Origin of the sequence: uncultured Parvimonas sp. (genome assembly GCF_963524015.1) — a bacterium.
Taxonomy (GTDB): domain Bacteria; phylum Bacillota; class Clostridia; order Tissierellales; family Peptoniphilaceae; genus Parvimonas.
Genome location: NZ_CAURDT010000001.1, coordinates 184,437 through 206,057, shown reverse-complemented (window position 1 = coordinate 206,057; position 21,621 = coordinate 184,437). Strand labels below are relative to the sequence as shown.

Below are 21,621 nucleotides of genomic sequence, written 5' to 3'. Positions count from 1 at the left end.
CACCTACATTTTTTTAGGAGTATCCATACCTAAAAGTCCTAATCCAATCTCAATAAGTAATCTTGTACAATATGTTAGTATAAGTCTAAATTCTTTAACACTATCTTCTTGATTATTTATAGGACAAGAATTATAAAATTTATTAAATAATTTTGCGACTTCAGTTATATATCTAGCAAGTATTGAAGGTTCGTATTTTTTAGCTGAATCTAATAAAATATCTTCAAATTTATAAATTGATTTAATTAAAGATAATTCATCTATATTCATTTCATAATCTGAAACTTTAGAAATATCGATATTATTTAATTTTGAATAAAAATCATTTTTTTCTAATATACTATTAGCCCTCGCAGCAGAATATTGAACATATGGGCCTGTTTCTCCTTCAAAATTAAGAACATTGTTCCAATCAAAAGAATAATCTTTAATTCTAGTATTGAATAGTTCTTGAAATATTACAGCACCAATTCCTACTTCTTTAGCAATTTCTTCTTTATTTTCAAGAGAACTGTTTCTCTCGTTTATAATTTCTAAAGTTTTTTCTACACTTTTTTCAAGTACATCATTTAAGAATATAACATTTCCTTCTCTTGTACTTAGTTTTGCAGAAGTTCCTAAAAAATCATCTTTTACGCTTACCATACCAAACGAAACATGAATACAATCTTTAGCCCATTCATATCCCATTTCTTCTAAAATAGCTTTTAATTGTTGAAAATGTAATTTTTGTTGGGTTGCAACCACATAAATATTTTTATAAAAATTATAGTCTTTTTTTCTAGTTAATGCAGTTGCAATATCTCTTGTTATATAAGTACTAGAAGAGTTGCTTTTTAAAATTAGAGCAGGAGGTAAATCATATTTATCTAGATTAACAATTTTACATCCATCACTTTCAACTAATAAATTTTTATCTTCAAGTTCTTTAACAACATCATCAATAAATTGAGAATGATATGCTTCACCTCTGTATGAGTCGAATTCAACTTTTAATTTATCATAAACCTTTTGAAATTCCATTAAACTAATGTCTTTAAACCAATTCCAAAGTCTAACGGACTCTTCATCTCCATTTTCTAATTTATTAAAATAGTCTCTGGCAGTTTCTAACATTTTTTCATCAGTTTTGCATAGATTATTAAAATCAACATATAATTTTAATAACTGATTTATTGGATCAGCATTTATCTCTTCATCATTTCCCCATAATTTGTATGCAGCTATTATTTTACCAAATTGAGTTCCATAATCTCCAAGATGGTTTACACCAACTGTATTGTAACCTAAAAATTTGTATATATTTTTAATTACATTTCCAATTAATGTACTTCTTATATGACCAATATGGAATGGTTTAGCTATATTAGTTGAAGAATAGTCAATAACAATAGTTTTATCTAAATTATCTTTTGAGGATCCATATTTTCCCTTTTTTTCAAATATTTCTTTTATTACATTTTTAGAAAATTCTGAATTTTTAATGAAGAAATTAATATAAGGTCCAACATTTTTTACCTTTGAGAATATACTATTATCTACATTAATTTTATTCACCAATTCTTCAGAAATTACATTTGGTGCTTTTCTTAAAATTTTAGATAATTTAAAACAAGGAAATGAAAAGTCTCCCATTTCTGGATTAGGTGGAATTTCAATTAATTCTCTAATTTCTTCTTTGTTTAAATTTATATCTAGTTCAAAAATTGTATCTATAACTATATTCTTAAAATTTATCATAATTTTCTCCTATTTTAGTTTTACAACAGTAGCGCCATCGCCACCTTCATTAAATTTACCAAAGCTAAAAGATTTAACCAACTTATGTTTTTTCAAAAAATCTGAAATATTATTTCTTAAAACTCCTGTACCTTTACCATGAACAATAGTTACTTCATTTAAATTAGCTATAAAAGAATCATCTAAAAATTTATCAATTTCATAAATTGCATCTTCTGTATTATATCCTCTTACATCTATCTTATTATTATACATTTTATCACTCTTGATAAAAGTGGCTTTAGAATAAGATGCTTTTTCTTTAGTATTATCTATAATTTTTTCAATTCTAATAATATCACTAATATTTGCATTTACTTTTAAAATCCCAATTTTAACCTGCAAATTTCCATTTTTATCAGGTAGTGTCTGTATGTATCCATTTTCATTTAAACTTAAAACTTTAACTTCTTCTCCTAACATTAAAGGTTCTTTTAATGTATTTGATTCATTTTCTTTTTTAATCATTTTCGAATGATTAATCTTATCCATTTTCTTTAGTATTTCTTCAGATATTTTTTTCAATTTAGTAGATTGCTCTTTTGATCTTGCTTTATTTATATGATTAATAGTTTCTTTGCAAAATTTTTCGGTTTCATATATTGAATTTTCAATATATTCTTCTAATTTTCTTATCTTCTTTTCTTTTTGTTTATTAAATTTTTCAAGTTTTTCTTCATATTCTTCTTTAATTTTTTTATTAAAATTTAATATCTCTCTTTGTTCAATAATAAGCTCTTCATATTCTTTACGTCTATTATCAATATTACTAACTAATTTATCAAAAGATAATTCGTTATTGGATATAAACTTTTTAGCATTAACAATAAAGCTTTCATCAAGTCCTAATTTTTTAGAAATCTCAAACGCATTTGATTTTCCAGAAATTCCGATAATTAACTTATAAGTAGGTTCTAATTTTTCAACATCAAATTCCATTGCAGCATTTTGAACATTTTCAGTTGACATTGCATACATTTTTAATTGACTATAATGTGTTGTAGCAATAGTTCTAATATTCCTTCCTAAAAAATAATTTAATATTGAAATTGAAAGACCAGATCCTTCTTCAGGATCTGTCCCAGATCCCAATTCATCAAATAATATTAATGAATTTTCTTTTGCATTTTTTATTATTTCAATTATATTTTTCATATGTGACGAAAAAGTACTTAAAGACTGTTCAATACTTTGCTCATCACCAATATCTGCGAACAATTCATCAAATACAGCTACTTCTGAATTATCTGCACAAGGTATCATAAGTCCATATTGAGTCATTAAGGTCAAAATTCCAACAGTTTTTAGAGTAACAGTCTTACCTCCAGTATTTGGACCTGTTATAACTAAAGTATTAAAACTATTACCAAGAGAAATATCAATTGGAACTACTTTATCCCTATCTATTAGAGGATGTCTAGCTGATTGTAATGAAATAATACCTCTATTATTTATTATAGGTTTAATAGCTTCCATATCATATGCCAATTTTCCTCTTGAAAATATAAAATCGATTTTAGCAATTACACTTAAATTTGAAATTAATTCAGGTAAAATTTCTAAAATACGGCTAGAAAACGCAATTAAAATTCTTTCAATCTCTTTTTCTTCATCAATTTCTAATTTTTTTAAATCATTATTTAGATCAACTACAAACATAGGTTCTATAAAAACTGTCTGTCCTGAAGCAGATTGATCATGAACAATACCTTTAAAAGAATTTTTAAACTCACTTCTTACTGGAACTACATATCTACCATCTCTTAACGTATATAGATTATCCATTAACTTATCAGATGTTGAAATCAGTTGATTAAGTTTATCTCTAATCAAATCGTTTTTTGATTTTATCATTCTTCTTATTCTTTTTAAATCAGAACTTGCATCATCAGAAATTTCATTTTCGGATATTATAGACATTTCTATATCTTTTTCCAATTGAGTAGCTATATTTAAAGAATTTATAAGTTCAAAAATATTTTTAAATTCAGATGACTCTTCTTCTGAAATTATATTTTTTAAAAATCTTGAAGTATTGAGAAGCTTCCAAACTTCTAAAAGATTTTTAGGTGAAAAATATTGTCCTATTTCTAAAAGCTTAAAATCTTCCTCTAAATCATCGATATTAGAAATGCCTGGTAATCTATGTTTTATTATAAATCTATAAGCTTCATCTGTTTCATCTAATAGTCTTTGTACTTCTATTAAATTTGATGAAATTTCTGAATTTTTAATAGTTTTTTTTCCTATTATACTTTGAGAACGATTCAATAACATATTTATAATTTTATAAAATTCTAAAGTTTTTAACACTTTATAGTTCATTATAATTATTTTTTCTCCATTTTTATAATTTTTTCAATATATTCATTTTTAATATTAACAATTTCATTTTGTAATTCTATTATTTTCTCATTTTTTTGTTTTAATTCATAAAAATTATCATATGAAATTTTTTCAATATTTTCATACCTTTTTTCAAGAGAATTTATTGTACGAGTTAAAACATTATTCTTATCTGTTAGATCTTCTACTATTTTTTTTAGTTCTTTCTTTTCTTTTTCAATTTTTTGACTATTTTTAATAAATTCTTCTTGCTTTTTTACAGGAAATTCACTATCTTCAGTTAATAAGTTAATTTCTTTTTTTAAGTCAAAATAATCGCTTGAAATATTTAGTGCGACTAATGTAGCAGCCATAGTAGGGTTTAATAAATAATTTTGCGATGTAATTTTCTTTATTTCTTCATCAACATAATTTGCTATTTCTTCTACTTCTTTATTACTTTTTTCTCCAATAATTGTATAAGTAGTTCCCGCAATATTGACTTTTATTTTATTAGTTTCCATATTAATCTCCTAGTTAAAATCTTAAATAAGCTCCTAATTTTTCTTTTAAATCAGATAACATTCTATCAATTACACAATTTATATCTTCATCAACTAAAGTTTTGTCTTGTGATTGGAAGGTTAGTTTGTAAGCCATTGATTTTTTACTATTTTCAATTTGATTACCAGTGTAAATATCAAATAGTTCAACATCTTTTAAAATATTACTTGAATTATCTCTAAATATTTTTTCAATGCTGCCACTATCTACATCTTTATCAACTATTATGGCTAAATCTCTTTTAACAGCAGGATATTTAATCAATGGCTCATATATTTTTATTAAACTTACTTTATCTCTTATCTTTTCAAGATCAATCTCACAAACAAAGATATTTTTCTTTATAGAAAAGTTCTTACAAACATCATAAGATATTTGTCCTATTTCTCCAATTTTTTCTTCATTTACTAATATATCAGCACTTACACCAGGATGAAAATAGTCTATAGAACTATTTTTTTTGAATTCTAAGTCTTTAATGTTCAAAATATTAAATAAATTTACAACAATATCTTTAATATAATAAAAATCATATTTTCCATAACAACCTATAACCAATTTTTTCTTTTCTACTGGCACTTTGTCATTGGTAATATTGTGAAATGTATTACCTAATTCGTAGACTAATAAATTTTCATTTTTATAATTCAAATTCTTAGCTAAAACATCAATTACATTTGGAATTAAAGATTTTCTCATAATACTAAATTCTTCTCCTAATGGATTTAAAATCTTTACTGTATTTTGAGTACTCATTTTTGCTTTTCCAATAATATTACCACCAATAAAAGAATAAGTTGTAATTTCATATAATCCCAAATTTAATAAAATATTTTTTATCTTATCCTCAAGTATTCTTTTTCTGCTTTTTCTACCTATTGTATTAGGTGCTAAAATAGGTGTAGGCTTAAGATTTGAGAATCCATATAGTCTACCTATTTCTTCAACAATATCTTCCTGAATAGCTAAATCTGTTCTGAAATAAGGGATAGTACAAATTATAGTATTATTTTCAATTTCTGTATTAATTTCTAATAAATTTAAATAGTTTATAATTTCAGAATTTCTAATCTCAACACCTAGTAATTTTTTTACTAAATTAGGATTAAATTCTATTATTTTTGTAACTGTTTTTTCATTATTTACATCAAATACTGAGTCAATTTTACATTCAATGTTTTTTTCTAGTAAATATAAAAACCTTGATAAAACATTCATAGTATGTTCTGAAGTTAATCCCTTTTCATATCTTATAGATGCTTCAGATTTTAAACCCAATCTTTTTGATGTAGATTTAATAGCTTTTTTTGTAAAATAAGCAGATTCAATAAAAATATTTTTAGTATTTTCATCAATTTCAGAATTTTTTAAACCCATAACACCCGCAATAGCAATAGGTTTTACATCATCACATATCAACATATCTTCGCTTGAAAGAATTCTTTCAACATCATCTAGAGTTACTACTTTTTCTCCTTCAAAGGCATTTCTAATAGAAATATTACCTTCTAATTTATCTAAATCAAAAGCATGTAATGGTTGACCTAATTCTAGCATCAAAAAATTAGTTAAATCTACAATATTGTTTACAGGTTTTATACCAGAATTCAATAGATAATTTTGAATTTTTCTATCTGATTCCTCTATCTTTACATTTTTTACAATACTAGCAGAATATCTTCTACAATTTTCTGAATTAATATTAATATTTAATGAACTTTTATTTTCTATTTCTTTAGTATCCATAAGATTTACTGGATTTAATTTTTCATTAAAGCTTGCCGCAATTTCACGAGCCATACCAACAATTGATAGACAGTCAGGTCTATTTGGAGTTATTTCAAATTCTACAACAGTATCATCTAAATCTAGAATTTCTCTAATATCAGTTCCAAGAACTATATTTTCATCAAAAATTCTAAGAACACCGTCTTTATATTCTTTAGGAATAACAGAATCAGAATATCCTAATTCTTTGTAACTACAAAACATACCTTGAGAAATTTCTCCAGCAAGTTTTGCTTCCTTGATTTGTGTATTATCAGCAAGTGTAGAGTTAACTTTAGCAACTGGTACATGATCAAATTGTTGTAAATTTTGTGCAGCAGTAACAATTTGAACTATTTCATTTCCCAAATCAACTTTAGTAATCCATAATTTATTTGAATTTTCATGTCTGTAAATATCTATAATTTTACCAACTACAATATTATCAATTTTAGTGCCTAATTTTATAATAGATTCAACATGTGATCCTGTAAGTGTTACCTTATCACATATATTCATTATATTATCATTTATATCAACATATTCTTTTGCCCATTTAATTGGTAATAACATATAATCCCCCTTAAAATTGTTCTAAAAACCTCTTATCATTATCATATAATAATCTAATATTATTTATTTTATGCTTAACCATTGTAATTCTATCAATTCCCATTCCAAAGGCAAACCCAGAATATTTTTTCGAATCAATACCACATGCTTCTAATACATTAGGATGAACCATTCCACATCCTAGTAATTCCATACTCCATCCAGTCCCATTACAAACTGGACATCCCTTACCCTTGCAATTAAAACAAGAAACATCTACTTCAGCACTAGGTTCAGTAAATGGAAAATAATGTGGTCTGTATCTTGTTTTCATATCTTCTCCAAAAAATTCTTTAATAAAAGTATTAAGAGTATCAATTAAGTTACTCATATTTATATTTTCATCTACTACTAGTCCTTCAATTTGATGGAACATTGGTGAATGAGTATCATCAACTTCATCAAATCTAAATGTTCTACCAGCTGATACCATTTTTATAGGTGGTTTTGTTGTCATCATAGTTCTAATTTGAACAGGAGATGTATGAGTTCTAAGTAACAAATCCTTATCAATGTAGAATGTATCTGACATTTCTCTTGATGGATGATCCATTGGAGAATTTAGTTTATTAAAATTATTTTCAACAGTTTCAATTTCAGGACCATCAATTACTGAAAAACCCATTGAAATGAAAAAATTCTCTAACTCTTCCATAGTATTATTTAAAGGATGTCTATGACCTATGTAAATAAGTTTTTTATTTATTGTAACGTCAATAGTTTCTTTTTTAATTCTTTTTTCTAATTCTATTTTATTAAAACTTTCAATTTTTTCATTTATTATACTATCAATTTCCTGTTTTGTTACATTTATAAGCTCTCCTATTTTTGGTCTTTCTTCTTTTGAAACATTTGCCATATTTCTAAGAATACTAGTAAATTCACCTTTTTTTCCTAAATATTTAATTCTAAGTTCTTCTAAGGTGTTTTTATCCACTGAATTTTTAATTTCACTTAAAATTTTTTCTCTTAAATTACTAATCAAATCTTTCATATTTATCTCCTATTTAACCTTGTATTTTTTTATAATAATAGCCTTCTCCCCATTTAGTTTGAATATAGGTAACATCACCCATATTTATTTTTTCTCTTAATCTTCTAATATGAACATCTATTTTTCTGTAATCACTAACACGTTCTTCTTTCCAAACTGTTCTAGCAATATCTTCTCTACTAAAAATTTTTTCAGGATTAATAGCCATTATATATAAAATATCAAATTCTTTTCCAGTTAAATCAACCTCTTCACCTTTAAGCTTAACAGTTCTTCCTACTATATTAAACTCTAAGTCATCAGCAAATATTAAGTTATCAATATCTGTTCTTCTTTGACCAAATCTTCTCATTATAGCTCTAATTCTTGCTTTTAATTCAAGAATATTAAATGGATAAATTAAATAATCATCAGCTCCATATTCAAAAATTAAAATTTTTTGCATATCATCCTTTAAAGTAGTAGTGACAATAGTAGGAATATCACAAAATTCATTTAACTTTCTTTTAAGGTCTAATCCTGTACCATCCTTAAAATTCATATCCATAATAATCATATCAAAATTTTTCTGATCAGCTAAAATAATAGTATCTTCGATATTATTAGAATTAGTTATTTCATAATTTTCATCTTCCGTCATCGAATACATTAAATCATTTATTTGTGAATCCGTAGGTAAAGCCATTAATATTTTTAATTTCATAATCTTCTCCTATTTCACCAATATTCTTTCATTATCTTTTCTTAAAGTTATCTTTTCTTTATCTAAAAATTCAAGTAATTCCATAGTGGATTTTCTATTAGAATTTAATAAATCTCTCGCATCTGAGACAGAAATAGTTCCATTTCTTATTATAAATTCTCTAATCATATTTACAGCTAAATCATAATTTTCTCTGAGCATATAACCTGAATCCAATTTTATAACCTCTTTATTACTTATCAAATACAAAATAAGTTCCTTAAAATGTTCAATGTTCATATCTAAATTAAAATCTTCAAAATTTATAATTAAAAATTTATTTGAATTAAATGTATTTTTTATCATTTGAAGATTTTTAAAATCTGTATCATCTAGTGAAACATTAAAATCTAAAGTAGAAACATATTCATCTAAAACTTTGAATTTATCAGAAATTAAGTAATTCATAAATTCATTTTTTGTTTTTCCGCTTAATGAGTCAAAAAATTTTGATTTAATAGTCTCTTTTGAAATTCCAATTCTCTTAGGATATTTTTCTTGAAAATTCTCTATAAATTTAGTTATATTTTTAATTAACTTTTTAATAAATCTATCTGATAAAATTAGTCTATCAGAATTATTTCCAAATGAAACAACTCTATTTTCTTCAATTAATTCGTCAATCAACTTCGAAATATTTTTAGATGAATCTGATAAAAAATTGTAATAATTTTTTTCTATATAGAATTTTTCACTAAATCTATCTATGTAATTATATATATATTCTTTGAAATTACAATTATCAAGATTTTTAATTTTTTCTATATCATAACTATTAAATCTTTTTTTCTTAGTAGCGTTTGGATCAATAATATATCCTCCACCAATAGTATATAGTGGTGAAAATAATCTTAATATAAATCTATCATTTCTTTTACTAATGATAGGTTCTTCCAATCTTAATTGAACTATATATTCTTTATTTGATTCTAACACGTCATTTTCTAATAAGATTGCTCTACATAAAACTTCACTGGAACCTAAATATAAATGAAATCTTGTTCTATTAGTAATTTCAAAAGGTAAATTAATTGTCTTTAATTTTACATCTATAATACTACTCTCAGTAAAAGTGTTATTAGGAACCAGTACTGAACCCTTTGGAACATCTTCTTTTCTGATATTTGCGAGATTTACAGCAACACGTTGACCAGAATAAGCCGAATTAACATTATTGTCATGTACTTGTAAATTTCTAACCTTTGTTATTTTGTTTGAAGGATAAATTAGAATTTCATCATCAAGATTCAGTGTTCCTGATATTAATGTTCCTGTAACAACAGTCCCAAATCCCGTTATTGAGAATGATCTATCAACATATAATCTTGGATTTGAATTTAAATCTTTTTCAGGTAAAGTATCTACAATTCTAATTATTTCATCTTTTAGTTTATCAATTCCAATTTTTTCAGTTGATGATACTTCTATTATTTTAGCATCTTCTAAAAATGTTCCAGAAACTTCATCAGCTATATCTAATTTAACAAGTTCAATCCAATCTTTATCAACTAAATCGCATTTTGTTAAAGCAATAATTCCATTTTTTATACCTATTAAATTTAGAATATCTAAATGTTCCTTAGTTTGAGCCATGATTCCTTCATCAGCAGCTACAACTAAAATTATCATATCCATTCCACAAACGCCGGATAACATATTTTTTATGAACTTTTCATGACCAGGAACGTCAATAATTCCTACTCTAAGTTCATCATTTAAATCAAAATGAGTAAATCCTAATTCAATAGATATACCTCTATTTTGTTCTTCTTTTAATCTATCTGTATTTCTTCCGGTTAATGCTCTTATTAAAGTTGTTTTACCATGATCTATATGTCCAGCTGTTCCTACGATAATATTTTTCTTATTATCCATATTATTCTCCTATTAACGAATTTAATGCATCTTTAATTATACAAAATTCATTTTCAAAAATTGTTCTCACATCAAAAATTAAATTTCCTTTATAAATTCTTGTAATTATTGGAATTTTATTACTTCTTAACTTTTCTTCTAATTCATTTTCTGTAAATGATTTTGAAATTACTTTTATAGCCTTTGATGGTAATTTTTGAGTTGGAAGTGAACCTGCACCAACTTCTGAATCGATATCTATAATTTCATAAGAAAATTCGTTATTTTCTCCCAAATATTCGATAAGTTTTTGGGCTTTATCGTACAGTTTCTCAATTTTTATAGTTAACATATTTAATGTTGGTATCTTTGAAATAGCTAATTCTTCGTCAATATAATATGAAAATACAGCTTCTAATGCTGACAAAGTAAATTTATCAACTCTTAAAGCTCTAGTTAATTGATTTTTTTTCATTTTTTCAATATATTCTTTTTTACCAACAATAATACCTGCTTGAACCCCACCAAGCAATTTATCTCCACTGAAACTTACAATATCAACACCATTTTTAATACATTCTTGGACAGTCGGTTCATGAGATAACCCATATTTAGATAAATCTATAAGAACTCCAGAACCTAAGTCTTCAATAATAGGAATATTATATTTTTCTTTTAAGCTATTTAATTCAAATGAAGACACAGCTTCAGTAAATCCTAAAATTTTAAAATTACTTTGATGAACTTTAAACAGTGCTGCGGTATTTTCATCAATGGCATTTTCATAATCTCTAAGATGCGTTTTATTGGTTGTCCCTATTTCTTTTAGTTCTGCTCCGCTTTCTCTACAAACATCAGGAATTCTAAACGATCCTCCAATTTCAACAAGCTCACTTCTACTTGTAATTACATTCTTTCCTTTTGCTATTGTAGATAGAATCAACATAACTGCCGCAGCATTATTATTTACAACCATACAGTCTTCTGCCCCGGTAATTTTTTTTATAATTTCACTTAAATGAGAATATCTCGATCCACGTTCTCCTTTTTCTAAATTATATTCAAGATTAGAATATCCGATTGAAACTTTTTTAATATTTTCAAAAATTTCATTATTTAAAACAGATCTTCCTAAATTAGTATGAATAACAACTCCTGATGCATTAACAACATTTCTTAAACTGAATGTTTTTTTGTTCATTAAATTATCTTTAATGTTATCAATTAGATTTTCAATCTTATTTGATATAATATTTTTATCATATCCATTAGAAATATTATTTCGAATATTATCTAGTTCTTCATGAATTGATTCCATAACTAAACTTTTTGAATTTTTATCTAATAAATCTTTTATTACTTCATTATCTAATATTTGATCAACTTTAGGTATCATTTTGTATAAATTCATAGTCTTCTCCACTTTAAAATTACTTAATTATATTATTATTTTATTATTAAATATTTTTCTTTTTTTTCTACAACTTTACCAACAACAGCAAATCTTGTTGGAATACCTCTTAAATTATTTAGAATATCTACTACTTCGTTTTCAGGAACTGTAATTAGAAGTCCACCTGATGTTTCAGGATTAAACATTACATTTAAAAGAGATTCATCTATTTCTTTTTCCACCATATAGTTATTTCCAACAAATTTTTTATTATCGTAGCAACCTTTAGGAATAAGTCCAATATTAGCATAATCTATGGCACCCTTTAAAATAGGTAAGTTAGAACTATCAAGTACAAAAGTAGTATCTGATCCTTTAGCCATTTCATAACAATGGCCCATTAATCCAAATCCTGTAATATCCGTACAAGAATTAATTGTATAATTTTCTATCGATCTTTTTGCGTATTTGTTAAGAGTTTCCATAGTATGAACTGCATCTGTAATTTCTTCTTCAGTTGCAACTCCACCTTTTATAGCAGTATTTATTATTCCGAGACCTAATGGCTTTGTTAAAATTAAAATATCACCAATTCTAGCAGAGGAATTTTTCCAAACTTTATTAGGATGAACAAAACCTGAAACACTTAACCCATATTTCGGTTCATCATCTTGAACAGTATGTCCTCCAATTAGTAAACATTCAGCTTCTTGCATTTTTTCAAGTCCACCTTTTAATATTTCTGTTAAAATCTTTGGAGGTAAACAATTTGGGAAACATACAATATTCATCGCCATAGTTGGTTCTCCACCCATTGCATAAACGTCTGAAAGAGAATTAGCAGCGGCAATTTTGCCAAAAGTATACGGATCATCAACTATAGGAGTAAAAAAGTCTAAAGTCTCAATTAATGCTAGTTCATTATTAATCTTATAAACAGCTGCATCATCAGAAGTTTCTATTCCTACAATTAAATCTTCACTTATTGAAGTGCTGTTATCCAATCCTGATAATACCTCGTCCAGAATATCTGGACCAACTTTAGCTGCTCATCCTGAAGTTTTCGCATATGAAGTTAATTTTATATCTTTTAAATTAGTATCTTTCATTATTTTCTCCTAATCTATTGTTATATCATTTTTTATTTTTTCAAAAGTTTTCTTTCCAATTCCCGAAACTTTTGTAATATCTTCAATTTTAGTAAATTTCTTTTTTTCTCTATACTCTATTATAAGTTTAGCTTTATTCTCTCCTATTCCAGTTAATTTACAAAGTTCTTCCTTACTTGCAGTATTAATATTAATTAATTTACTATTATTTTCAACGGAGCTATTATCAACATCTCTAGATTCATTGTGTGAATTTCCATTAGTTTCTCCAATTTTGAAAATATGTATTTTCATTTCATCTTTAAGTTTTGTAGCCAAATTAATTTTACTTTTTTCAGCATTTTCAGTTAATCCACCTGCTGCTTGAATTGCGTCATTAACTCTATCCCCTATTTTCATCTTATATACACCAGGATTTTTTACTTCTCCATCAATATGTACATATATTTCTGAATTTTGATCTTTATTTTCTGAAGAGTTTTCTTCATTTTGGAGTTTGCTTTCATTGTGAATATTTTCTACAGCTTTTTTCTCGTTAGTAGATGTTAAATATTTATAAGTAAATCCAAGAACAGTTAATCCTAAAAACATACATACAATTAAAATTATATCTTTTTTATTCTTTAACATAATACACCTCAATTATTGCAATTACGAAATAAAAATACATTATAATTATAACATATTATTACAAAAAAATCTATTTTTAATTAATTAAGATATAATATATTAAATAATTTTAATATATTATATAAATGTATAATATTTGCTTGCATATTATTACAAAAAAATGAGATGCAAAGTGCACCTCATTTTAAAAATTATAATATTAAAATTCACATAATCCTACTGTTCTTGGGAATGGTAATACATCTCTTATATTTTGCATTCCTGTTAAATACATTAACATTCTTTCAAATCCTAATCCATAACCTCCATGTTTTGTTCCACCAAATCTTCTTAAGTCTAAATACCAAGAATAATCATCAATATTCATATTTGAATCTTTCATTTTTTGTTCTAATATTTCAAGTCTTTCTTCTCTTTGACTTCCTCCTATTAGTTCTCCTATACCTGGAACTAACATATCTGTTGCTGCAACAGTTTTATTATCATCGTTTAATCTCATATAGAATGCTTTTATTTCTTTTGGATAATCTGTTAAAAAAACAGGACCCTTTACGATTTTTTCACAGATATATCTTTCATGTTCTGTTTTCAAATCAACTCCCCATTCAACCGGGTATTTGAAATTTTCTTTGGATGATTTTAATATTTCTATTGCTTCAGTATATGTCATAACCTTAAATTCTGAATTAACAACAGAATTTAATCTTTCGAGTAATCCATTATCTATAAAATCATTAAAAAACTTCATTTCATCAGGAGCATTTTCTAAAACGAATTTAATAATATATTTAACCATATCTTCTGATAATTTAATAACATCTTTTAAATCAGCAAAAGCTATTTCTGGTTCAATCATCCAAAATTCAGCAGCGTGTCTTGTAGTATTTGAATTTTCAGCTCTGAATGTTGGTCCAAATGTATAGATATTTCTATATGCCATTGCAAATGCTTCACCTTCTAATTGACCACTAACAGTTAAATTTGTTGGTTTAGAAAAAAAGTCTTGAGTGAAATCAACTTCTCCATTATTTGTTCTAGGTAGATTGTCTATATCTAAATTTGTCACTCTAAACATTTCGCCAGCACCTTCTGCATCACTTGCAGTTATAATTGGTGTGTGTGCATAAACAAATCCTCTTTCGAAAAAGAATTTATGTAGAGCATAGCTTAAAATTGATCTAACTCTAAAAACAGCATTAAATGTATTTGCTCTTGGTCTTAGATGTTGGATTGTTCTCAAAAATTCAAATGTGTGTCTTTTCTTTTGAAGAGGATACTTATCAGTGGACTCTCCTTCAACTACTATTTCAGAGGCATTAATTTCAAAATTTTGTTTTCCACCTAAACTTTTAACAACTTTACCTTTAACTATAATTGCGGAAGGTAACAGTAATTTTGATATAGTTTGAAAATTATCTAGTTTTGATTCAACTACAATTTGAATACCTCTGAAAGTTGTTCCATCATTAAGCTCTATAAAACCAATATTATTATTAAAACGACTATTTTTTATCCAACCTGCCACTTCAACTTCTTTGTCAATAAAATTTTTTTCATTTGCAAAAATATCTTTTAGTAAAAACATTCTATTCCTCCTCTAATTTATCAAAAAAATTTTTTTCATATCCAATATTTTTTGGGTTATAAAATTTTATATCTTTAATTTTTTCAGGTAAATATTCTTGACCTGTAACCATATTTTCATAGTCGTGAGGATACTTATATTCCTCATTTTTTTTAGATATTGATCTTGAAGTTTGTAAAAAGATAGGAACTTCTTCAAGTCCATTTTCTTTAATAAATTTTAATGCCTTATTTATAGCTAAGTATGATGAGTTGCTTTTTTCACTACATGCAAGGTAAATGGCACATTGTGATAAAATAATCCTTGCTTCAGGCATTCCTAAATTTTTTACAGATTCTGCACATGAATTTGCTAAAATCAGTGCATTTGGATTTGCATTTCCAATATCTTCTGATGCAAAGATTATCATTCTTCTTGCAATAAAATTGATATCTTCACCAGAAATTAACATTGACGCTAAATAATAAACAACAGCATCAGGATCTCCTATTCTCATAGATTTTATAAAAGCAGAAATGAAATTATAATGTTTATCTGAATTTTTATCATAATATACTTTTACCTTGTCAAGAATATTCTTGATTTTATTTTCAGATATAACTTTATCTTCAGATTCAATATTGTCAATAATTAATTCAAGATAATTTAATGCCGTTCTTGCATCTCCATTTGACATTTTTATTAAATAGCTTATGCCATCTTCTGTATAGCTTATTTTTTTATTCTTTAAAATTTCATCATTTAAAATAGCATTGTCAATTATATCTTTTAAATGTTCAAAACTAAGTGCTTGTAATTCAAAAACAATAACTCTTGATAATAATGCATTATTTACTTCATAAGCAGGATTTTCTGTAGTAGCTCCAATAAATATTATATCTCCATTTTCAACGAATTCTAGTAGATAATCTTGTTGCATTTTATTGAATCTATGTATCTCATCTATAAATAATATAGTTCTTTTATTATACATTGATAAATTATCTTTTGCAAGTTCAATTATTTCTTTAATCTCCTTTGTTCCAGATGTAACTGCAGAAATTTTTACAAAATAATTATCAGTAGTACTAGAAATAATATTTGCAAGTGATGTTTTCCCAGATCCTGGTGGACCATATAATATCATTGACGAAAATCTATTATTTTTTATCATGTTTTTTAGCACAGAATTATTTTTTATTATATTATCTTGACCAATAAAAAAAGATAAATCCTTTGGTCTCATTCTTTCGGCCAATGGTTTTGATAATTTAGAAAATAAATTGTAATTCATTTTAAATAAATCCATATTTTCCTCTTTTCTATAAAATTAGTACCTCGAAAACTCGAGGTACTTAATTTTTAATATTTCTTTAATTCTTTAACTTTTGAAGCCTTACCTACTCTGTCTCTTAAATAATATAATTTTGCACGTCTTACTTTACCACGTCTAATTACTTTTAAACTTTCAATTCTTGGTGAATGAATTGGGAATGTTCTTTCAACACCAACTCCTTGTAATACTCTTCTTACAGTAAAAGTTGCTCTTGAGCCCTTTCCTTGTTTTTTAATTACAGTTCCTTCAAAAGCTTGAACTCTTTCTCTATTTCCTTCTTTGATTTTATATCCGATAACAACTGTATCACCAACATTAAAATCAAATTTTTCTTGTCTTAATTGTTCATTTTCAATTTGTTTTATTATATCCATAATAATTCCTCCTAATATCAATGTTCTTAATTTATTTTATATAAACTAGAGGAACATCCTATTTCTTTTTTAAAATGTACTTTTCATATAAGTCAGGTCTTTTTTTCTTTGTATTTTCTAATGAAGACTCTTCTCTCCATTTTTCAATTTCTTTATGATTTCCACTAAGTAAAACTTCTGGAACTTCAATTCCATTAAAATCTCTAGGTCTTGTAAAAACGTCATATTGTAACAAGTTATTATAATGCGAATCCGTAGAAGCACTTTCTGAATTACCTAATACTCCATCAACCATTCTACAAACAGCATCCATAAGTAACATAGCAGGAATTTCTCCTCCTGTTACAACATAATCACCTACAGAAATTTCTTCATCTACAAAATTATTTATAATTCTGGAATCAATACCCTCATAATGTCCACATAGAAATATTAAATGTTCTTTTTTAGATAACTCTTTACATTTATTTTGTGTTAAAACTTCTCCCTGCGGAGATAGAAAAACAACTTTAGAATTATCCTTTTTACTAAATTTTATAGCATCAAAAACAGGTTGCACTGTCATCAACATACCTGCTCCACCACCATATATTTCATCATCAACTTTATTATGCTTGTCTTTAGAAAAATCTCTAATATTCAAAATTTCAAGTTCAATAACGCCTTTTTCAATGGCTTTGCCCAAGACACCATAACTTCTTATTGAATCGATAAAATCTGGAAATAAAGTTAAAATTGTAATCTTAATCATCTAACATACCATCTATTATACTTACTTTCATTATAGATTTTTCAATATCAACATCTTTTATAAACTCTTTTACTGCAGGTATATATACATCTTTTCCATTATAATCAATATCATAAACATCATTAGCCAATGTTGTCAAAACATTTTTTATTTTTCCAATAAATTTATTATCTTGATCATATACATCAACTCCTATCAGTTTATATATATAATATTCATCTTCAGGAAGTTCTAATAAATTACTTTCTTCAATGAAAAGTCCTTTATTTTTAAATTCTAACACTTGATTTATATTGTCATACTCATTAAAAGTTAACAAAGCAAGATCAGAACTCAACTCTCTGACGGATTTAATAGTAACAGGTATTTTTTTATCAATATAAAATATACAACCCGCATTAAATCTATCAGTATTGGAAGTTAATGAATAAATTTTTACAGTACCTTTTGTTCCATGAACATTTATAATTTTTGCAACTTCAATAAATTCCATAATACTAATTTATTTCTATTATTACCTTTTTACCTAATTTCATTGCAGCAGATCTAACAATTGTCCTTATAGCTTTAGCAATTTTACCTTGCTTGCCTATAATTTTTCCAATATCATTTTCATCTGCCTTAATAAAAATCTTTAATACTTCTCCTTCTTCCTCAGTAGTTATAACTAATTTTTCAGGATTATCAACTAGAGATTTCACAATAAATTCAACTAATTCTTTCATATATACAGTCCTTATTTATTTTCAGAATATATGTTATTATTTTTAAATAATCTATTTACCGTATCAGTTGGTTTTGCACCATTTTTAATCCAAGCATTTACCTTTTCAGCATCAACTTTAATTTCTTTTGATTCTGTTAATGGATTGTAATATCCAATTTCCTCGATAAATTTACCATCTCTTGGTGCTCTTGAATCGGCAACAACTATTCTATAAAATGGTTTTTTCTTTGAACCCATTCTCTTTAATCTAATCTTAACTGCCATATTGTCCTCCTTAAAATTTATTTAAAAAAAGGTAAACCGAATTTGCCTTTTTTCTTAGCTCCTTTAGTCATGTCTTGCATTTTTTTCATCATTTTTTTACTATCTTTAAATTGCTTAAGCAATTTATTAAGATTTGTAATACTAGTTCCTGAACCTTTTACAATTCTTTGCTTTCTAGAATTATCAATAATATCCGGATTTTCTCTTTCTTTTTTTGTCATTGATAAAATCATTGCTTCAATTTTATCAAGCTCTTTTTCATCAATGTTAACATCTTTTAGCATTTTAGAGTTCACCCCGGGCATCATAGAAAGTAAATCTTGTAACGGTCCCATATTTCTAACCTGTTGCATTTGACTTAAAAAATCATCCAATGTAAAACTTTGCTTTCTAATTTTTTCTTCAAGTTCTTTTGTCTGCTTCAAATCAAATTGCTTCTGAACTTTATCTATTACAGATAAAATATCTCCCATTCCTAAAATTCTAGATGCCATTCTATCAGGATAAAATTGCTCTAAATCATCAAGCTTTTCACCTACACCAATAAATTTAATGGGTTTTCCTGTGATAGCCTTAATAGATAAAGCAGCTCCCCCTCTCGCGTCTCCGTCTAATTTAGTCATTATCACTCCGGTAATGTCTAATTCATTATTAAAACTTTCAGCAACATTTACAGCATCTTGTCCTGTCATAGAATCTACTACTAATAAAATTTCTATTGGACTAACTGATGATTTAATAGATTTTAATTCTTCCATAAGTACATCATCTATGTGTAGTCTACCAGCGGTGTCTAAAATAACTATATCTTTTGAATTGGAATTTGCAAATTTAATTGATTCATTTGCTATTTTAGTAACATCTTTACAATCGTCAATAGTAAATACTGGAACATCAACTGATTTACCAACAACTTGCAATTGCTTTATTGCTGCTGGTCTATAAACATCACATGCTACTAGTAGAGGTCTTTTATTTTGTTTTATAAAGTATCTCGCAAGTTTTCCAGCATGCGTAGTTTTACCTGCACCTTGTAAACCACAAAGCATAATAACAGTCGGAGGATTAGAGTCAATTTGAATTTTCTCTTCTTTTTTTCCCATAAGAGCAGTAAGTTCTTCATTTACAATTTTGATAACTTGTTGTGCAGGAGTTAAACTCTCCATAACTTCTTTACCAATTGCTCTTTCTTTCACATTATTTATAAACTGTTTAACAACTTTGAAATTTACATCAGATTCTAAAAGTGCAAGTTTAACTTCTCTCATTGCAAGGTCTACATCTTTTTCAGATAATTTTCCCTTACCTCTTAATTTATTTAATGCTCCTTGAAGTTTTTCGGATAAATTCTCAAATATCATTCCTGTCACTTCCTATAAATCATTTTCTATAATTTCATTATTTTTCTTTTGAATAATATCAAGAATACTCTGTAAAGAAGAATCTTCTATTTTTGATTTTTCAATTAATAAACTAATTTCTCTTAGACTACTATTTATTTTTTCAAATTTAGAAATTAATTTTAATTCATTTTCATAAAATCTTAATTTTTTTTCTGCTCTACTTAAAATATCTGATATACCTTGTTTAGAAATTCCATTTAATTCAGCAATTTCTCTAAGAGACAAATCTTCATTACAATATTGATCAACAACTTTATATTGCTTCTCGCTAAGAAGTTTGCCATAATAATCAAACAGAACAGCTATCTCAACTATTTTTTCCATAATCACCTCTTAAATGGGTCAAGTTTTTTTCTTGACCTTTATATTATACCATTATATACATATTTGTCAATACTTTTATTAAAAAATTTTTTTAAAAAAATTAGCGTATTTTTCAACGCTAATTTTTATTAATTAAATATTGCATTTACAAAGTCTTCATCATTGTAATCTTGTAAATCATCTATTTGTTCTCCAATTCCTATTTGTTTAACCGGAATTTGCATTTCAAGTTGAATTGTAAAAACAACACCACCTTTAGCAGTTCCATCTAATTTTGTTAAAATTACACCATCTATATTTGCTGTTTCCCTAAATTCTTTAGCTTGAATAATAGCATTTTGTCCAGTTGTTGCATCAAGGACAAGTGTTGTTTCCTTATTCGCTTCAGGATATTCTCTATCTATTACTCTGGCAATCTTATTCAACTCATTCATTAAATTTTTCTTATTATGAAGTCTTCCAGCAGTGTCACAAATTAGAACATCTATATTTTTACTCTTTGCACTTTGAATTCCATCATATACAACAGATGCTGGATCAGCTCCTTCTTCATTTGAAATTATTGGAACACCTGATCTATTGGCCCATTCAGTAAGTTGTTCAGTTGCTGCTGCTCTAAAAGTATCTGCAGCAACAAGCATTACATTCTTACCTTTTGACTTGAATTTACTTGCTAATTTTCCTATAGACGTTGTTTTCCCGACACCATTTACTCCAACAACTAGTATAATGGTTGGTACACCATCTATAATATTAAAATCGTGATTTAATTCTTTTGAAGCTAACTTTGAGTTCATAAGCTCAATTAATTTGTCTTTGATTAAAGACGGTTCAGTAATTTTTTCCTTTTTAACAATTTCTTTTAAATCATCTATTAGTTCTATTGTAACATTTGCGCCAATGTCAGCAGATACTAAAATATATTCCAATTCTTCAAATAATTCTTCATCAATTTTTTTTGACATAGATAGTAAGTTATCTATCTTGCTAGATAAATTATTTCTTGTGTTTGTTAAACCTTTTTTTAATCTTTCAAAAAAATTCTGTTTTTTTTCAACAACTTCTTCGGCTTCATTTTCTTCTTTTTTCTTTCCAAAAAAATTAAACAT

General features: G+C 26.1%; 20 protein-coding genes. All 20 read right to left on the bottom strand.

Features of this window, described 5'->3' with window-relative positions; all coding sequences use genetic code 11:
- Positions 1–3: 3 nt before the first annotated feature.
- The 20 genes from argS to ftsY all read right to left on the bottom strand — a co-directional run bounded on the left by argS (position 4) and on the right by ftsY (position 21,621).
- Entirely contained in the window at positions 4–1,740 is a 1,737-nt protein-coding gene (argS, locus tag RWJ08_RS00910) for an arginine--tRNA ligase (protein ID WP_293439752.1), read from the bottom strand.
- A gap of 9 nt (positions 1,741–1,749) precedes the next feature.
- Positions 1,750–4,104, bottom strand: a complete 2,355-nt coding sequence (locus tag RWJ08_RS00905; RefSeq protein WP_313960771.1) for an endonuclease MutS2 — start codon at positions 4,102–4,104, stop codon at positions 1,750–1,752.
- 5 nt (positions 4,105–4,109) lie between these two features.
- Entirely contained in the window at positions 4,110–4,628 is a 519-nt protein-coding gene (locus RWJ08_RS00900) for a cell division protein ZapA (protein ID WP_313960770.1), read from the bottom strand.
- A gap of 13 nt (positions 4,629–4,641) precedes the next feature.
- Positions 4,642–7,008, bottom strand: coding sequence for a phenylalanine--tRNA ligase subunit beta (gene pheT, locus RWJ08_RS00895; RefSeq protein WP_313960769.1), 2,367 nt, complete (start codon positions 7,006–7,008; stop codon positions 4,642–4,644).
- Between the two features lie 10 nt (positions 7,009–7,018).
- A complete protein-coding gene (gene pheS, locus RWJ08_RS00890) occupies positions 7,019–8,041 on the bottom strand; it encodes a phenylalanine--tRNA ligase subunit alpha (protein WP_313960768.1) in 1,023 nt (340 codons plus the stop codon).
- 13 nt (positions 8,042–8,054) lie between these two features.
- Complete coding sequence (locus RWJ08_RS00885) at positions 8,055–8,744, bottom strand: response regulator transcription factor (protein ID WP_009372600.1); 690 nt, start codon at positions 8,742–8,744, stop codon at positions 8,055–8,057.
- A gap of 9 nt (positions 8,745–8,753) precedes the next feature.
- On the bottom strand, positions 8,754–10,658 hold the full coding sequence (gene selB, locus RWJ08_RS00880; protein WP_313960767.1) for a selenocysteine-specific translation elongation factor: 1,905 nt from the start codon (positions 10,656–10,658) through the stop codon (positions 8,754–8,756).
- 1 nt (position 10,659) lies between these two features.
- Complete coding sequence (gene selA, locus RWJ08_RS00875) at positions 10,660–12,048, bottom strand: L-seryl-tRNA(Sec) selenium transferase (RefSeq protein WP_313960766.1); 1,389 nt, start codon at positions 12,046–12,048, stop codon at positions 10,660–10,662.
- A 35-nt stretch (positions 12,049–12,083) separates the two neighbouring features.
- Entirely contained in the window at positions 12,084–13,139 is a 1,056-nt protein-coding gene (gene selD / locus RWJ08_RS00870; protein WP_313960765.1) for a selenide, water dikinase SelD, read from the bottom strand.
- 9 nt (positions 13,140–13,148) lie between these two features.
- On the bottom strand, positions 13,149–13,769 hold the full coding sequence (locus RWJ08_RS00865; protein ID WP_313960764.1) for a helix-hairpin-helix domain-containing protein: 621 nt from the start codon (positions 13,767–13,769) through the stop codon (positions 13,149–13,151).
- 199 nt (positions 13,770–13,968) lie between these two features.
- On the bottom strand, positions 13,969–15,354 hold the full coding sequence (gene asnS, locus RWJ08_RS00860) for an asparagine--tRNA ligase (RefSeq protein WP_313960763.1): 1,386 nt from the start codon (positions 15,352–15,354) through the stop codon (positions 13,969–13,971).
- Position 15,355: 1 nt separating this feature from the next.
- Positions 15,356–16,642, bottom strand: a complete 1,287-nt coding sequence (locus RWJ08_RS00855) for a replication-associated recombination protein A (protein ID WP_313960762.1) — start codon at positions 16,640–16,642, stop codon at positions 15,356–15,358.
- A 53-nt stretch (positions 16,643–16,695) separates the two neighbouring features.
- Positions 16,696–17,043, bottom strand: coding sequence for a 50S ribosomal protein L19 (gene rplS / locus RWJ08_RS00850; RefSeq protein ID WP_004833379.1), 348 nt, complete (start codon positions 17,041–17,043; stop codon positions 16,696–16,698).
- A gap of 58 nt (positions 17,044–17,101) precedes the next feature.
- A complete protein-coding gene (gene trmD, locus RWJ08_RS00845) occupies positions 17,102–17,794 on the bottom strand; it encodes a tRNA (guanosine(37)-N1)-methyltransferase TrmD (RefSeq protein WP_041953910.1) in 693 nt (230 codons plus the stop codon).
- Positions 17,787–18,287: a ribosome maturation factor RimM gene (gene rimM, locus RWJ08_RS00840; RefSeq protein ID WP_313960761.1), complete on the bottom strand. Its 501-nt coding sequence runs from the start codon at positions 18,285–18,287 to the stop codon at positions 17,787–17,789. Before rimM ends, trmD begins: the two co-directional genes overlap by 8 nt.
- Before the next feature lie 4 nt (positions 18,288–18,291).
- Positions 18,292–18,519 (bottom strand): KH domain-containing protein, encoded by a 228-nt coding sequence (locus RWJ08_RS00835; RefSeq protein WP_009372714.1) that lies wholly within the window; start codon positions 18,517–18,519, stop codon positions 18,292–18,294.
- An 11-nt stretch (positions 18,520–18,530) separates the two neighbouring features.
- Positions 18,531–18,785: a 30S ribosomal protein S16 gene (gene rpsP / locus RWJ08_RS00830; RefSeq protein WP_004833375.1), complete on the bottom strand. Its 255-nt coding sequence runs from the start codon at positions 18,783–18,785 to the stop codon at positions 18,531–18,533.
- Positions 18,786–18,802: 17 nt separating this feature from the next.
- Positions 18,803–20,146 (bottom strand): signal recognition particle protein, encoded by a 1,344-nt coding sequence (ffh, locus tag RWJ08_RS00825; RefSeq protein WP_029949038.1) that lies wholly within the window; start codon positions 20,144–20,146, stop codon positions 18,803–18,805.
- 12 nt (positions 20,147–20,158) lie between these two features.
- Complete coding sequence (gene ylxM / locus RWJ08_RS00820) at positions 20,159–20,512, bottom strand: YlxM family DNA-binding protein (RefSeq protein WP_313960760.1); 354 nt, start codon at positions 20,510–20,512, stop codon at positions 20,159–20,161.
- 128 nt (positions 20,513–20,640) lie between these two features.
- The gene (ftsY, locus tag RWJ08_RS00815) at positions 20,641–21,621 is read right to left on the bottom strand and encodes a signal recognition particle-docking protein FtsY (protein ID WP_313960759.1); all 981 of its coding nucleotides are present in this window, start codon (positions 21,619–21,621) and stop codon (positions 20,641–20,643) included.